General features: G+C 44.8%; 11 protein-coding genes. 5 read left to right on the top strand and 6 right to left on the bottom strand.

The window, feature by feature from the left end; genetic code table 11:
• Nucleotides 1–18: 18 nt before the first annotated feature.
• The 6 genes from C1S74_RS23190 to C1S74_RS23160 all read right to left on the bottom strand — a co-directional run bounded on the left by C1S74_RS23190 (nucleotide 19) and on the right by C1S74_RS23160 (nucleotide 8,825).
• Complete coding sequence (locus tag C1S74_RS23190; RefSeq protein WP_038873497.1) at nucleotides 19–462, bottom strand: hypothetical protein; 444 nt, start codon at nucleotides 460–462, stop codon at nucleotides 19–21.
• Between the two features lie 12 nt (nucleotides 463–474).
• Nucleotides 475–2,253 carry a S8 family peptidase gene (locus C1S74_RS23185; protein WP_045402433.1) on the bottom strand — a complete coding sequence of 593 codons (1,779 nt, stop codon included), beginning with the start codon at nucleotides 2,251–2,253 and terminating at the stop codon, nucleotides 475–477.
• Nucleotides 2,254–2,508: 255 nt separating this feature from the next.
• A complete protein-coding gene (locus C1S74_RS23180) occupies nucleotides 2,509–2,844 on the bottom strand; it encodes a hypothetical protein (protein ID WP_045402431.1) in 336 nt (111 codons plus the stop codon).
• A gap of 9 nt (nucleotides 2,845–2,853) precedes the next feature.
• Nucleotides 2,854–4,767 (bottom strand): tetratricopeptide repeat-containing diguanylate cyclase, encoded by a 1,914-nt coding sequence (locus tag C1S74_RS23175; RefSeq protein ID WP_045402428.1) that lies wholly within the window; start codon nucleotides 4,765–4,767, stop codon nucleotides 2,854–2,856.
• Nucleotides 4,768–5,409: 642 nt separating this feature from the next.
• Entirely contained in the window at nucleotides 5,410–6,666 is a 1,257-nt protein-coding gene (locus C1S74_RS23165) for an aromatic amino acid transport family protein (RefSeq protein WP_045402425.1), read from the bottom strand.
• Nucleotides 6,667–6,842: 176 nt separating this feature from the next.
• Entirely contained in the window at nucleotides 6,843–8,825 is a 1,983-nt protein-coding gene (locus tag C1S74_RS23160; RefSeq protein WP_244184858.1) for an EAL domain-containing protein, read from the bottom strand.
• Between the two features lie 636 nt (nucleotides 8,826–9,461).
• Between C1S74_RS23160 and C1S74_RS23155 the strand changes: the two genes are divergently transcribed.
• From C1S74_RS23155 to C1S74_RS23135, 5 genes are all read left to right on the top strand, one after another.
• Nucleotides 9,462–9,896, top strand: a complete 435-nt coding sequence (locus tag C1S74_RS23155) for a GNAT family N-acetyltransferase (RefSeq protein ID WP_045402421.1) — start codon at nucleotides 9,462–9,464, stop codon at nucleotides 9,894–9,896.
• Between the two features lie 290 nt (nucleotides 9,897–10,186).
• Nucleotides 10,187–12,850, top strand: a complete 2,664-nt coding sequence (locus C1S74_RS23150; RefSeq protein ID WP_045402420.1) for a nitrate reductase — start codon at nucleotides 10,187–10,189, stop codon at nucleotides 12,848–12,850.
• A 20-nt stretch (nucleotides 12,851–12,870) separates the two neighbouring features.
• A complete protein-coding gene (cobA, locus tag C1S74_RS23145) occupies nucleotides 12,871–13,776 on the top strand; it encodes a uroporphyrinogen-III C-methyltransferase (protein WP_045402417.1) in 906 nt (301 codons plus the stop codon).
• Entirely contained in the window at nucleotides 13,773–14,726 is a 954-nt protein-coding gene (locus C1S74_RS23140; protein ID WP_045402415.1) for a glycosyl transferase family protein, read from the top strand. The genes cobA and C1S74_RS23140 overlap by 4 nt, the downstream gene beginning before the upstream one ends.
• A 231-nt stretch (nucleotides 14,727–14,957) precedes the next feature.
• Entirely contained in the window at nucleotides 14,958–15,875 is a 918-nt protein-coding gene (locus C1S74_RS23135; protein WP_045402413.1) for a dienelactone hydrolase family protein, read from the top strand.
• Nucleotides 15,876–15,937: the final 62 nt, after the last annotated feature.

Here is a 15,937-nt window from a genome sequence, read left to right as displayed (position 1 = left end):
ACTTCTCTTGCTAGAGAATTATTGTGCACGGTATTTACCGCTGTTTAGTTCAATTTTAGACGCTTTTACGCGACTGTCTGCATTCAGGTAATCACTGATGCCAAGAAGATCTTGGCCTTCTGATGCTTTAAACACCGCGGATTCACCCTGTGCGAAGACAACTTCAAGTTTCAGTTCCTTTGCTACGGCTTTTGCATCCGCAGGGCTTTTTACTGTTACAAAGATAAGGCCTGTGGCTTTAGATACGTTACTAAACGCGTTCTTAAACACCTCATCACCTGCATGCAGTTCTGCGGCTTCAGATAAGTTATCGACCGAAAGCTTACGGTAGTCTTGGCCGTTCACTTCTAACGCGTCAGAAGCGACGAATAGCTCAGGAGTTGGTTGCTCTGCCAATTGCTGTGCACTTGCAGTTGCCGCCATTGTTGAAAGAGCCAGAATAGAAAAAGTCATAAATTTCATGTGATTGACTCCTTAGTGACCGAAGATACGCATAGACCAGTTTTTGATAACCCCTGGTTGTGCGTTGTTTGCCATCGGTACATCATAGATAGCAGAAGAGTTGAAATATGCAATGAATGAGAATACTTCATCACCATTGGTATCGATCGCACGTAGCGTCCATTCGCCTTTCGCATTCTCACCGTAGAACTGGTTCGACAGCATTAGTTGGTTTTCGTAACCTGCCACTGTTGGATCAAGTGATTGACCAACAAGACCGTTGCGAGGCGTTTGTAGAACAGAACGCGTACCTGATGGAGAAATTAGTTCAATTGCCAAATCTGGTAGGCGTGAGTGTTCTAGCGTGAGTTTCACTTGAACAGACTCAACCGTTACGTCTTCAGTGATAGCGATAGCAGAAGAGCCGCCCGTTAAGCTTGCATCTGGAACGCTCACTTTAGTTGCATTGTTTGCCCATGGTGTAATTACCTGTGCAGGTAGAACGTTGTTTGTCATACGTGCACGCTTCATTGCTTCATCTAGGTTAACGGCACCAAAACCATAGAAGGAATGGAAATCAACGCCCGCTGCGTTTTTCTGCCATGGTGAAATAGCTTCATAACTGACAACTTCACCTTGGTTGTTGACAAATTCAAGTGCAACACCTGGGTGATCTTTGTCTGTGACACTTGCTGTTTCTGCAAGAAGAGCACGAACATCACGAGCCGATAACGCGTGGTTGGTCGACATGATTGCTGCAATCGCACCAGAGGTGTTTGGCGCAGCAGAAGACGTACCATTCATCGTACTGGTGTAGTTACAGTTTGGATCTTGCTCTGTACCGCCATGCAAGCCATTAATACCCAAATCTGCGCTGGTGTTTTGACCTTCTTCACAGCCCATTAAGTCCGTTGTTACCATTGCTGGAAAGTCTTGACCGTATTCACCCGCTGGCGCAGCAACCCAAACGTTTGTACCTACAGACGAGTAACTTGCACGTGTACCATCGGCACGTAATGCACTGGTGACTAGGTTGTAGTAACTTGCGTTGTCATAAGACTGCTGTGAGTTGTGCATTGGTAAGCCTTTGTTACCACCGCCAGCGAAGAAATCGCCTGGAAGCACAAAGAATCGGCCAGTATTGAAGTAACGATAACCGTTACCAGCAGACTTAACGAAGACCGCTCCACGGCCCCATGCGTTACTTTCACTCACATCTTTCATGACATCTATTTCGAGTTTGAACTGAGGATCGTTCTCGTCGAATGGAATAGGGGTAAGTGGGCTAAAGCCATAACTCTGGTTGAATACGCGCACGTCGCTGGTGGAAGCATCTGCACCGTGAGAGATTAACCAACCTTCAAGCGTTTGGTTAGCGAGCCAGTTAAAGCCCATCAAAGAAGAGCGAGAAGCGACACCGCGAACGCCTTCACCGTTATTACCGACCGCACTGATCAAACCGGCAACGGCAGTACCGTGACCATTTGCATCGACTGGGTAGTCGGCTGGGAATGAAGAGTCTTCAACAAAGTTTCTGCTGCCTGTGACTACGTTACCTGCAAGGTCTGGGTGATCGATTTGAACACCAGAGTCGATAACGGCAACTTTCACACCGACACCTGCAATACCCATTGCTTGTGTCAGTTTGGTGTTTAGATCGTTACCCGCAACCGCAGGGTTGGCTGCGAATGCAGTTTGGCCTGTGTTGTTGAGGTGCCATTGCTCTGAATAGAGCGGATCGTATGCCGAGACGGCAGGAGAAATACCTACTGCCAACATCGCGGCGAATAGGCGATTAATGCGTGTTTCCATTTGTGACCTCATGTCTTTGTTTGGAATTTTTGTCCCTGTTCGATACTCCTTTAAACAGGTCTAAACAAAGCTAGCGGTTAACTATGGAGACGAAAACTGTTTACATCTCATTTACTTTCATTTTTCGACGCACGACAGTATCTTGATGTTAACTACTTGAAGTCACTTAGGATTCTGGATATCTGAATGAAAGATAGCGAGTATAAAAAGCAGGAAAATCAGAGTAATTTCCTGCTTTTTATGGAATGGGGTGATTTATATGGCAGGTTGTATGGTTGCCTCAGGTTCTGTAGGGGCTTGTTCTTTACGAGACAGCAGACCGTCAACGACCTTTTCAACATAAAATTTATTGAATTCTTGATCGCACCATTTTTTGTTCAAACCACGGCGGTTGAACTCAGCACCAATCGCCACGCGAGTTTGATTTGTAGCGCGATTGTAATAGAGCGTTTCACATAACTGCATGTTACTCATTTGCTGAGCATACACATTAACACTGCTGCTTCTCATTCCGAGTTGTGAGGCTTGTTGGTTACTGCAAGCGGCCAAAAAGAAAGGGGCAAATGCAGCAAGAATCCATGTTTTTTTCATTGTGCTTTTCTATGACGTCGAGTGAATTTTGTGCTGGTTACGTCCAGCTTGTTTGGCATCGTAAAGAGCTTGGTCCGCGGCAAAGAACCACTTATCCCACTCTTGTTTGATCGATTGAGCGCTTAACTCGTTGACCGCGCCGAGAGAGATTGTGGCGTTTAGCGATTGTGAGTCAACCTCTAGCTTGTCGTTTTCAACTGCAAGTCTCAAACGTTCCAACGTTTTTGCGCAATCATTCGCGTGACCAATTTCAAATAGAAGGACAAACTCCTCACCACCCCAACGAACCAAAAGGTCGCCAGAGCGAGTTGCCTCGTTCAAGATTGTGGCAACGTGTATCAGCATTTTATCGCCCAAATCGTGCCCGTATTGATCATTGAACGATTTGAAATGGTCGATATCGATGACCGCCAAAGCAAACTTTCTATTTGGATTACGACGTGCCATATTTTCCAACCAACTCGGAAGATAGCGGCGGTTATGAACTTTAGTTAGCGGGTCGGTTGTGTTTTGTTGTGTCAACTCTTCGTTGATCTTATTCATCTGGCGGATGTAGCGGAATAACCAAAAACCGATCGCTGCGACCACACAGAAATAGAAGATTTCACGGTAACGCTGTGATTCAAGCTCAGACGCTTGCAAGGCATTCTTCGCTTCAAGCAGGGTAAGCTCTTTTTGCGCCAACTTCGCCTCAAGGTCGAGCTTGATATTGATCATCTCCTCACCGTGGACATGGCTAGAAAAATTACGTTCCAAACTACGCAACTGCCCCAAGTAATCAAACGCTGCTTCAAATTTCTTCAGCTCTTGGTTTGCTCGAACCATGACAAGCAGAAGATCCATTTTTTGTTTGGTTTCTGCGCTAGCCGATTCATTCAAGCTATCGAGTGCCATCTTCGCGTTCAATATCGCTTGATCAAATTGGTTGTTTGCGAGGTAGGCCTCGGCATACGCCTCATAACAAGCCGCTTTAATAGTCTTTAGATTTTGAGGGTTTGGCAGGGCTAAGCAGGCTTCTGCTAACTCTAAAGACTCATCTATCTTGCCAAGGGTACTTAAAAGCTGGGATAGGTTGGATACCGAATTGTGTTTGATTCTTATCGAGCCTGTTTCCATCGACAGTTTAGCGGCTTGTTCAAAATAGTGTTCAGACTCGAGATATTCTTCCATCCCAAAATAAATCACGCTCATGTTCGCGTACATAATCGCAAGGAACAAACTATTGTCGTAGTGCTTATCGCTGTTCAAGTACCCTTCGATCGCTTGATCCAAGTAGCTTTTGGCGCGTTTCCAATCGGATAGTTCCATATAAAGAGAGGCGATATTGTTGAGCGTCATCGCGATTTGAATTTCAAATTCGGAGTGTTCAAGCAGATCGTAAGCGGTGCGATAGTGTCTTAGGCCTGTTTGCACTTGAGCGCGTTGTACTTCAGCATTACCAAGCCAGCGATACGCACGGCCCTGCAAGGAGTCGTAGCCGATTTCACGTGCTGTGTTGATCACTTCATGCAATAGAAGTTCTCCTTGCCATACTTCGTCAGCTTCGACCAATTCTACTGCTCGATTAAGCTTGGCTTCTGCAATAACCCAAGGCAGTTTGTGCTTTTTACCAAACTCCACAAGGTTAGGGAGTTTAGGTAAAGGCACACCTTCATAACGTTCTAAATAGATACGGGCGAAGTAGTACAACGCTTGAGAATCTGGTGAGGCGCTAGGTGGCAGCGAAAGATCGCTAGATTTAATTGAGCGGGGTTTACCAATGGAGTCAAAGTAAAACTCCAGCATTGGATAATCTGCGGCAGCAAGATGTTGTTTTAGGTAGCTTTCCTTTTTGGGTACGTCAGCAGCAAAGCTGGGCAATGAACACAGCACACTAAATACAATAGGAAAAAGGAATCGTAGCGTTTTTAACGGTAAAGGCATCAGACGGTTGATAGAAAAGCTGACTCTTATAATGAAACACTGGATAAGTTTATCACCTCTTAACCGTGATTACCCATAGATTTAGTTGTTTTGTGCCGCTTATATTTTCTTCACCGAGTCAATAAAACTAGGCATATGAAAGAAGTAAACGTTTAAAAAGTTCAGCTTTGCCTTAGTGGGTCAAGGTAGAGTCAGTTAGTGGTTGTTTATATAAGAAGGGTAGGAGAATCGGTGGGGGAAATTTTCGCTGATAGGTTGAAAGTAAAGACACCATTTGACGAGAATTCAGTCTTAAAAAATTGTTCGTTCCTTAAAAGTTCACATGACTGTAATAAAAATTTAATCTTAGTATGAGTTGTGGAAAAATGCTTTTTTCGACATAGTGTTAGTAAGCCAAGAGAAAATGGCTTGTTTTCACTAAAAAGGAGATTGCCTATGCACAATGAAATGATTCAACCTTCCCACTTCGGTATCATCGGCAGAACTTGTATCGCATCTATTCTTATGCTGGCCGGCGTTTTCACTCTCATTTAACGAGAGCAGTTACTTTCAATACTAACTAGAAAACCATAGCAAAATTCAGGGAATTACCTTAATAAAAAATAAGGTATTCCCCTGAAAATAAAAGCCACGTCTCTTTTCTTAACTCAACAAGCTAAAAACCAACGCACTTACCGCAATAATCCCCGTCATCAGGACAAAGTACGTCGATATTTTCCCACGATACTGCTGTAACGCCTTCACTTTGTATACGGCCATCATTGGCATTATGAATAAGATCATCGCGATAACTGGGCCAGAGAGTGCTTCCATCATACCAAGAATGCTTGGGTTCAAAATGGCTGCAATCCAAATCGAGATAAATAGCACCACGACACTGATGTGATCAACACGTCGTTTTGGTATGTCCGAATGCTTAGTGATCAAACCATTCAAGCTTTCACGCGCACCAAGGAAGTGACCAAGGAAAGAGGAGGTAATCGCGACAAATGCTACAAGTGGGCCAAGCGTTGCAATGAATGGATTGTCTGTTGCATTCGCTAAGTAAGACAGTACTGATACGTTTTGCGATTTCGCCTCTGCCAGTTGCTCTGGAGAAAGAGCAAGTACGCATGAGAAGACAAAAAGCAACACGAATGCGATTAGCATGACGCTTGTACGACGCAGAATCAGCTCTGATTTATTATCGGCCGCATCATCATAATGACGACGTTGAACATTTGCAAAAGTGGAAATTGCTGCTGCGTGACTGAAAGAGAAGATCACCACGGGAATCGCCAACCACATTGTGCTTGCGAAAGACGACATTTCTGGTGCATCCATCACTGGCATGCTCCAGTTTGGCATTAGATAAAATGAAAGAAACGCTAGAATCGCAACCAATGGGTAAACCATGATAGCAAACGCACGTAGCATCACTTTTTCACCCGCCATCATGATAGCAATTAAGCTAAACACCAATACGCCAGACAGTAGGGCACGCGGTAATGGCTCCATACCCGCTTGGTTCACCATAAAACTATCGACGGTGTTGGTAATTCCTACACCATAAATGAGCAGGATCGGGAAGATCGAAAGGAAGTACAAGAGAGAGATAGAGCGTCCCGCTTTTGCGCCAAAGTGTTCTTCAACCACATCGGTAAAATCTGCGTTTTTCACTTTTGATGACAGCACAAATCGTGCTAGGCCACGGTGTGCCAAATAAGTCATAGGGTAGGCGAGTACCGCCATGACGACAAGTGGCCAAAAACCGCCAATACCTAAGTTAATCGGTAAGAATAAAATACCCGCACCCACGGCGGTACCAAACAGGCTTAGTACCCAATGGGTATCATGTTTAGTCCAAGCGTTTGTTGTGTTTAATTCACTAAAATTTAATGTGTATCGAGATTCTTTCACTTAAAACTCGCCTTTATAAAAATAATAATCGCGCGGATGTTAACTGTTTTAGTGATTGTTATCACATGGGGGTGATGGTGAATCATGCTAGTGAAGAGGCAAAGGTGTAAACTATCGAACCATGTAAAATTGAAAAAAGCGATATATAGTTTTATTTTTGTAGGTGATAATTGAAATTATATCGTGAAATATAAGGATTTTTTGGTTTTAGATGTTGTGGTTAAGCTTTGTTCGATAACTTTATAAGGTACTCGGTAAGCGGTTGTGGCCTTGCAACGCCAAACCCTTGAGCAAACTGGATATTTAAGGATTGAAGCGTTTTTTATGTGGGCTTCTGATTCGACGAACTCCGCAACGGTCGTGAGCTTCATGCTACTAGCAACTTGGCTGATAGCTTGGACAATAATCCTGTCGTTCTCACTATCAATGATGTTTTTTACAAACGAACCGTCCACTTTTAGCACATCCAATGGTAATCGACGTAAATAGTCAAAACTTGCATAGCCAGTACCAAAGTCATCAAGCGCAATAGTACTACCGGCCTTTCGCAACTGCTTTAGGTTTTGAATGGCAATGGGCTCGTTACGTAAAGCGTCTGATTCGGTGATCTCAAAGCACAGTTTATTCATTGGAATTCGTTGTTGCTGTGCTTGGGTTTTCACCTGTTCCGCAAAGCCATCCGAATTGAGTGCTTTCGCGGTTAAATTAATGGCACAGCGACCGACTGAGCCCCAATCATTAATTCTCGCTCTAAGCGTAATGAACGTGTGTTGTATTACCCATTCATCGAGTTCAAGCTCTAGGCTGAACTCATTAATTAAAGGGAAGAACTCGGCTGGTGACATCAACTTACCTTGGTGTGGTTTAAGGCGAAGTAAGATTTCAAAGTGGGCTGCTCGAGGGGTTTCAGACAACGAACGGTAGGGTTGACAGTACAGCTCAAACTTGTTTTCCCGAAAGCACTGCTGAATAAAACTGAGTTGGTTAAGCGTTTTATGTTCTTGTTGGTTGTGGGTAACCCAATTCACACAAGCATTATTACCACCTTGTTGCTCGCACAATTTGGAAATCATCGGGTCGAGATTGCGATTGCCTTGGACAGAAGCGCACTGAATCGTTCGTTTTACAAGGCTGACTGCGCTGTCGTCGAAGTAGAAGTAAAAGCGATCTAAAAGCCCAATGAGTGTTGCTAATTCAGTGTCCATATTTGGCAAACGTGGAGCAAAGCAGAGTAGGCCACTGGCAAATGGAGGCAGGTATGCACGTGTTAAGTGATCGGTGTTAGATGCGAGATACTGGCTAAGTTGCTTCATTAACTGTGCACGACCTTGGTGGCCTAATCCATGCAGTTTGGATAATGTAGGCTCAAGATCGATGTAGATAAGCGTTGCATTGACTTGTTTGGCGACATCTTCTTTTAACTGAGCAAGATTATATAACCCAGTGAAGCTGTCGATGCGCTCTTTACGGATAGCATTGCGTGTCGTCACGTAGTTTTTGATCGTATGCGCAACCAGCATAAAAGTCAGCGTGGTAAGTGCAAACAATACCAATAGCATTGCATACACTTGTTCACGAGAAATGAAACCAAGGTTATGGCGGTCAATGATATTTTCTACACACACCAGTAACGTCGCTGCGCCAATCATCATTGGGCGTAATAAGCCGAATTTTCCTAATCCCATGCCTACTAGGCACAGCAACATCAAGCTAAGCGCATTTAGGGTAAGTGGGTTTTGTGCTGATATTCCTGCCACCAAAAATAACCCACATACCATCAGCCAAAATCGATAGTGCAACGGATTTGAATAGGCTGCCATCATTGCTCGGTCGAGCTTAATATACGGTGTATTTTCTCCATCAAGGACATAGCTAAGGCCAAGGCTTAAAAGTGGTGTAAGCACCATTTGTGTCAAAATGGCACTCAAGACGGAATAGGCAATAAACTCAAAAGAAAAACTCGTTGAACTCCCCAAAAGTGCGCTGATCAGCATTAATAGCATGGTGTTCGCAACTGGATAGAGAATACCGATAAACACTGCATAGTAACTAAGCTTTAAGGTGAAGTTATAAGTGGCGACGCGTTTTAATGCTATGCGGTACAAGTGACAAAACAGCAGGGGCAATGCAGGTAGCAACACGGAAAACAGCAAAGCCATTTCCCATGGACGTTTGGAAAACCATCCATAGTGAAACAACAATCCTGTGATTATGGCTGGCAATACGCGCCAACTGTATCGGAGTGTTACTGTTACAACGAAAGCGGCCGTAAAAGAGAGTACGTGAACACGATCTTGTGCAATCACGTAAAAATTTGAGAGGCTATAGCTTACTTGTATTGCGCAAAAGATTAGGGTTTGAATACCTAAAAACTGCCACCACTTTTTATTTTTATAATCGAGCAAAGGGGTTGATTGCTCGAATTCAGACATCGACATTATTCAACTCTAATTCTGACAGCTTAATCGAAGCCCTGACGTAAACGTGAGATCTTCACTTTTATAATGATTCGCCTAGCAAAATGAGCGTAGTTGCTCATGGTGGGCGATGTTCGCCCTTATCGTTTTTATTATTTTTGTATATAAGAACCGCGATTATTCTACAAAAAACAACCAACAATCAAATAAAAACTGGTACGACGTTCTGTTAATATGAAAGAAGACTCATGAATATGGTATTACCTTGGTAAAATCAGGCTTTGCCTAAGGTGTGTAAAGCAATAGAATCTATTAGGCTTTACCAAATTTAGGCTCTATCTATATATCACTTGATGTGCCCCAAGGGAGTGAGTTGTCGTGAAAATTATCGCAGTAGAAAAACAAGATTTAGTCGCACTTTATCAATTAGAAAATGACTTGTTTGGTCATCATGCTTATCCAGGTTTCTTTTTTAGACAGGCCTTTGATTGTTGGCAAAATGGTTTATTGATTGCTAAGGAAGATGACCAAATTGCGGGTTATGTTTTGATGGCGCAGAGCGATGAGGCCAAGACTCATTGGATATTGTCATTAGCGGTTGGTAGCGAATACCGCGGCAAAGGCATCGCACGTTTACTTGTAGAGCAGGTGCTTAATCAAGTGAATGTCAGTGATTTGGTCAAACTCACCGTCGACCCAAATAATGCACCAGCTTGTAGGTTATATCGCTCGCTTGGTTTTGAAGTTGTAAAAGAAGAGGCTAACTATTTTGGTGATGGTGAGGCTCGCTTAGTCATGCAATTGACACGTTAATTCTGCACATCAGTGATTCAACCGCGCACCTAATTTGTGCAAGGTTAAAAATAAACGATCAGCAATGTTGGCTTAAGTAATTGAAAAGTAGTTGTATTTATTTTTGGCATTGCGTTTGCAATCCAGATAGTGTTCATCGTTAACTCGATGCGTCGCTTTCCCTTAGCAGGCGGTAAAGCGGATAGGGTATTACTTTTTGAGCTTTTATAGGCAATGCAGCCTCTCTCGTTTCGGGAGAGGTTTTTTTTCGCTTGTAGCTCGCCATTCAAAGAAAAGAATCAGGGGGCGTAATGTCGCAAGGATGCAAGAAAACCACTTGTCCCTATTGTGGTGTTGGATGTGGTGTCGAGGTCAATGCGAAAGGAATCGTTGGGGATGCGTGTCATCCTGCGAATGCGGGGTCACTGTGCGTAAAGGGCGTCGCGTTGGCAGAGAGTTTGAATATGCCTTCGCGCTTGTTGTATCCAAAACTTGTAAGCCAGGATCGATCCCAGGGTAAGGAAGTGCAATGGCAACAAGCTACGGATCTGATTGCTGAAAAGATCCATCAAGCAAAAGCGGAGTTTGGACCAGATTCTGTCGCTATGTATGTTTCTGGTCAGTTGTTGACGGAAGACTATTACGTCGCCAACAAACTCATGAAAGGCTATGTTGGCAGCGCAAACATCGATACTAACTCGCGTTTGTGTATGTCTTCGGCGGTTGCGGCTCATATACGAGCATTTGGTGAAGATGTCGTTCCCGTCAATTACGACGATATTGATAAGACTGAGCTATTGATCATTTGCGGTGCTAATACCGCTTGGACGCACCCTGTTTTATTTCGACGTATTCAACAAGCGAGAGAAAACAATCCTAATCTCAAACTGGTGGTCATTGACCCTCGTGAAACGGTCACCGCACAGCAAGCCGATTTGCATCTACCGATTAAAAACGATGGGGATGTATCACTTTTTAATGGGCTGCTTAAGTTTCTTATTGAGCAGCAATGCATTGATTCTCAATACATAAACTCCTATACCGATGGGTTTGATGCGCTTGCAGAAGAAGTTTCTGGCTTGCGTTACGATGTCACTAATCTATCGTCTTCCTTTGGTATTTCAGAAGAAAAGCTGACTACATTCTTCCAATGGTTTGCGCAAAGCCCAACCGCAATCACGTTGTTTTGCCAAGGGGTTAACCAAGCCGAAAATGGTGTCGATAAAGGCAATGCCATTATTAATGCACATTTGGCATCAGGTAAAATTGCCAAGTCAGGTTGTGGGCCGTTTTCTATTACAGGTCAGCCGAATGCGATGGGCGGGCGAGAAGTCGGTGGATTGGCAAACCAATTAGCGGTTCATCGTTCTTTTGACGCAGAGTCTATCAAGCAAGTGCAAGCGTTCTGGGATTCACCAGAAATTGCCACTCAGCCCGGATTAAAAGCCGTTGAACTGTTTGAGGCGGTAGAACGTGGTGAGATTAAAGTTCTGTGGATCATGGCAACCAATCCCGTTGTCTCTTTGCCAGATAACCAATTGGTAAAACGTGCACTAGAGATTTGTCCGTTTGTGATTGTTTCTGATATCACAGCGGATTCGGATGTAGCGCATTACGCGGACCTGTTGCTGCCCGCCGCTGGCTGGGGGGAGAAACAAGGCATGGTAACCAACTCTGAGCGTCGACTTTCTAGGCAGCGTCAGTTTCAAACGCCTCCCGGTGAAGCAAAATCAGATTGGTGGGCGATAAGCCAAGTCGGACAAGCTCTGTGTGCATTGGAAAAGACACAAAATGGCTTTGCGTTTACTTCTGAGCGGGCGGTCTTTAGGGAATATGCGGCGATGACAGGCATGAATGCAGATTCGCTATTGAAGCTCGACCTGTCTCAACACGCGAACTTAACCGAGCAAGAATACGAAGAATGGGTGCCGACACAATGGGGAGGAGAACGTCCTTTTGCTGATGGCGTCTATTCGCACCCAGATGGTAAAGCGCGTTTTGTCGTGACCAGTGAATCTCCGATGCGTTTAGAAAGAACAAAAGGTTGGTGGCTCAATACGGGCAGGCAACGCGACCAATGGCATACCATGACGCGCACAGGGCATATCGCCCACCTTGCCGCGTCTGAGTTAGAACCAACGGTCTACATGAACACACTCTCCGCCACCCAAAATCGCTTAAAAGCAGGACAGCTCACCAAGCTGTTTCAGCCTGCTTCAAACACCGGTATTTATGCCAAAGTTGCCATTGATGAAGGTTTGGGTTTTCAGGAGCTGTTTATGTCAATGCACTGGGCGGGTCGATATGGCGGTGAAAGCAGTGTTAACGCGATAGTAAACAGTGCAAAAGACCCTATTTCTGGGCAACCTGCGTTTAAGTCATCTTATGTTGAAGTGCAAGACGCAGCGGTAAAAACCTACGGTGTGTTCATTGGTACACAGTTTGATTCCGGCAAGTTTCTCTACAGCGCATTTCAAGCAGAAAGTAATCTGGGCATCTGGCGCTTTGCACACGACAAACGACCAAAGAAGCAGAGTTTTTGTCGAACAGAAAAGAGCCGCAGGATTACGATAGATATTGCCCAAGGTTGGCTAGCGGTGGATTACGACCTTGTTGGAGACGTTCGTATCATTCGTTCTGTTTTGGTGGTGTCTAGTGAACCGATTCAAACCGACTACACCAACTTTATCGGCTTGATTGGCAAACCGATGGAGCTATCGCAACTGCTTACCATCACTCAATCGCAAAGCAGTGCCAAACTGGTTTGTAGTTGTTTCCGTGTTACTGATAAACAAATACATGATGCTATGGAGAAACAAGACTGTACTTCACTGACCCAGCTTCAAAACAAACTCAAATGCGGTACTAACTGTGGCTCGTGCGTTTCTCAAATCAAACAAATGGTCGACAGCCATCAGCATCAAAAGGGCAAACAGCAAGCGAACCAACAGAGTCTGGCGATTCAAATAAAGTAAGTCACAAAGAGGATAAGCACATGGAAGCGCCTTATCAAAAGTCTTGGTTTAAGAAAGGACAAGCGGACCAGAATCAAGAACGCTCGTCTCGCTTTTCTAAGCATGACCAAGCAAGCAAACTGAACAAGCTTTTAGAAGACCAATCCGTAGATCTAGATGCGAACCACAAAGGTTTTGTCTCGATTGTCGGAGCAGGGCCGCACGATCCAGACTTGTTAACGGTGAAGGCAGTGAAAGCGATTATGTCGGCAGAGGTTCTTCTGTACGACCGTTTGGTTAACAAAGATATTTTGGAGTTGGCTTCGCCACAAGCCGATTGGATTTACGTGGGTAAACGATGCGGACAACCTAGTATTGGTCAGGAAGAAATCTGTGATTTGATGGTATCGCTCGCCCGGCAAGGAAAGCGAGTTGTACGCTTAAAAGGGGGAGATCCTTTCGTATTTGGCCGTGGAGGTGAAGAGGCGTTAGCGCTCGTCAAACACTCTATCGCTTATGAAGTCATCCCCGGTATTACTGCTGCCATCGGTTGTTCGGCAAGTAGCTTGATCCCGCTTACTCATCGTGGCGTTGCTCGTAGCGTTACCTTTGTGACGGGGCAAGTTGTGAAAGGTGCATTTGAGGCTTGGAGCCAACTGATGCAAAGCGGTCAGACGCTGGTATTTTACATGGGTTTGGAAAAGGCTAAAGCGATACAAGCGGGTTTGCTTGGTTCTGGATTAGAGTCTGATTTCCCTGTTGCGATCATTACTCACGGCTGTAGTCCTGAACAGCAAGTTCACGTAGCAAGACTCAATCAGCTCAATGATTTATCGATTACACTCAAAGGAGTCAGCCCAGCATTGATTGTGATGGGAGAAGTTGTCAAACTGCGTGAACAACTAATAGAAACCGTACAGACAGTGACGGAATACGAGGGAATATGAGCAGCATTTTGGAATGTATCAGAACAGTCGGTCGAGGTGAACGTGGCAGAAAGCCACTTAACTTTGATCAAGCCTTTCGAGTTATGGATGAGTATCTAAACGGTGACTGCGAAGATGATCAGATGGCGATGCTACTGATGCTGATCCGTGTACAGAACGAGACTCAACAAGAAATCGCAGGCTTTGTAAAAGCATTCCAATCGCGTATGCCTGCTATCGGTGCAGACATTGACTGGCCGTGTTACGCAGGTAAACGAGAGGCCGCAGGCCAACCTTGGCACTTACTTGCTGCAAAGATTCTTGCCGACAATGGTCACAAGATTTTGATGCACGGTTATCATGACCGTCAATCTGGCCGCTTACATGCTGAAGATTACTTAGAGACATTTGGTATCACTAAAGCAGACTCAGCAGAAGAAGCAAAGCGCGTTCTCGAAACGCAGAATATCATTTATCTACCTCTTAGCGCGTTTGCTCCGCGAGCCGAAACCATGATTGGTTGGAAGAATCGCTATGGGTTAAGAACACCAATCAACACCGTGGTGCGTGCGCTTAATCCTGGACAGGCAACAGTGGGTATTAGGGGCAGTTTTCACCCAGGATTCCAGCAGCTTCATGCGGAAGTGGAATTTGAAATTGGTCAAACCGCGCACGCTGTCGTCTCATTCAAGGGGCAATCGGGCGAGTCTGAATACAACCCGAAAGTGAGTCAAACGGTGTGGTTAAGCCAAACCAGTGGTGTGACGTCGCATTACTGGACCGAGCAAATGTTGTCAGAGGTTCCAATGCCAACACATTGCCCATTTGGCACTGCAGAAGAAGACCTAAATCAAATGGTGAATACAGTGCTTGCGACTATGACCGTGGTCTTGTTTGCTCAAATGCACGACAGAGAAAAAGCCTTTGAGTGTGCGTTCTCTTATTGGCAGGTTTACTGCTCAAATAAGTAAAGCCAAAGTGTAAAAACATGTAAAACCAACAGTGCAAAGTTGTTGAATCTGCATCCATTATCTATTGTATGAAGATGATCCACAGATCTAAGCTCACCAGTGATATGTCTCGCTACTTTGTTCCATATCAAAGTGGTGAACTACAGTTCTAGCTCTCAATCGCGTCCCAATTAAGGTCTGCTATTGAGACTTCGGAAATCCGTTTATGGTAAGAAATAGAGGACAAGGATAATGGTTCTAAAGCATACCACTCCAAGTGAAAAAGCTTCTCACCCGATCCCGCAAGAGGCCTTTGATTGGTACGATGAATACGCGCATGGGAAGATCTCACGTCGAGAGTTTCTAAACAGGCTTGGCGGCCTTGCTGTATTAGGTTTTAGCATGACAGCTCTCGTCGATGCTTTAACGCCGAACTATGCGCTTGCCGAGCAAGTTTCCTTTAATGATCCAGAAATCAAAGCGACTTACGAAACTTTCCCGTCTCCAAATGGGCACGGAGAAGGGCGTGGTTATTTGGTTATGCCGCAGAAAAAGACTCTTAAATCGCCCACGGTACTTGTTATACATGAGAACCGTGGATTAAATCCGTACATCAAAGATGTGACGAGGCGACTTGCTAAAGATGGCTTTATTGCTTTCGCGCCCGATGCCCTATACCCACTTGGCGGTTACCCCGGGAACGATGACGAAGGGCGAGCTATGCAAAAAGAGATGGATAGAGCCAAGATAGAGCAAGATTTCATTGCAGCTGCTAACTTCCTTAAGCAATACGAGGGTGGCAACGGTAAATTGGGAGCGGTTGGATTCTGCTTCGGTGGATACATTGTCAATATGCTTGCAGCGGTAATGCCAGAAGAACTGGATGCGGGCGTGCCTTTTTATGGAACACCTGCTGCGCAAGAGATTCAGAAGCAAGTCAAAGGGCCACTAATGTTGCACTTTGCTGGGCTAGATAAACGCGTCAACGACACTTGGCCAATGTACGAACAACAACTCATTGCGACCGACGCTCAGTATCAGGCGCTAATGTACGAGAACGTGAACCATGGTTTCCATAACGACTCTACTGGGCGCTATGCTCCGGAAGAAGCAGCGTTGGCTTGGGAACGTACCTTAGGCTTTTTCAAAGAACATCTCGCCTCTAGTTAAATACCTTTCATTTGTAGTTGGCACATTCCTTGTTATGTATCTCTTAGTGAGTGAGATATAAA

This window comes from Vibrio hyugaensis (assembly GCF_002906655.1).
Taxonomy (GTDB): domain Bacteria; phylum Pseudomonadota; class Gammaproteobacteria; order Enterobacterales; family Vibrionaceae; genus Vibrio; species Vibrio hyugaensis.
Note: the sequence above shows the minus strand (reverse complement) of the source record. Positions and strands in the feature narration are given on the sequence as shown.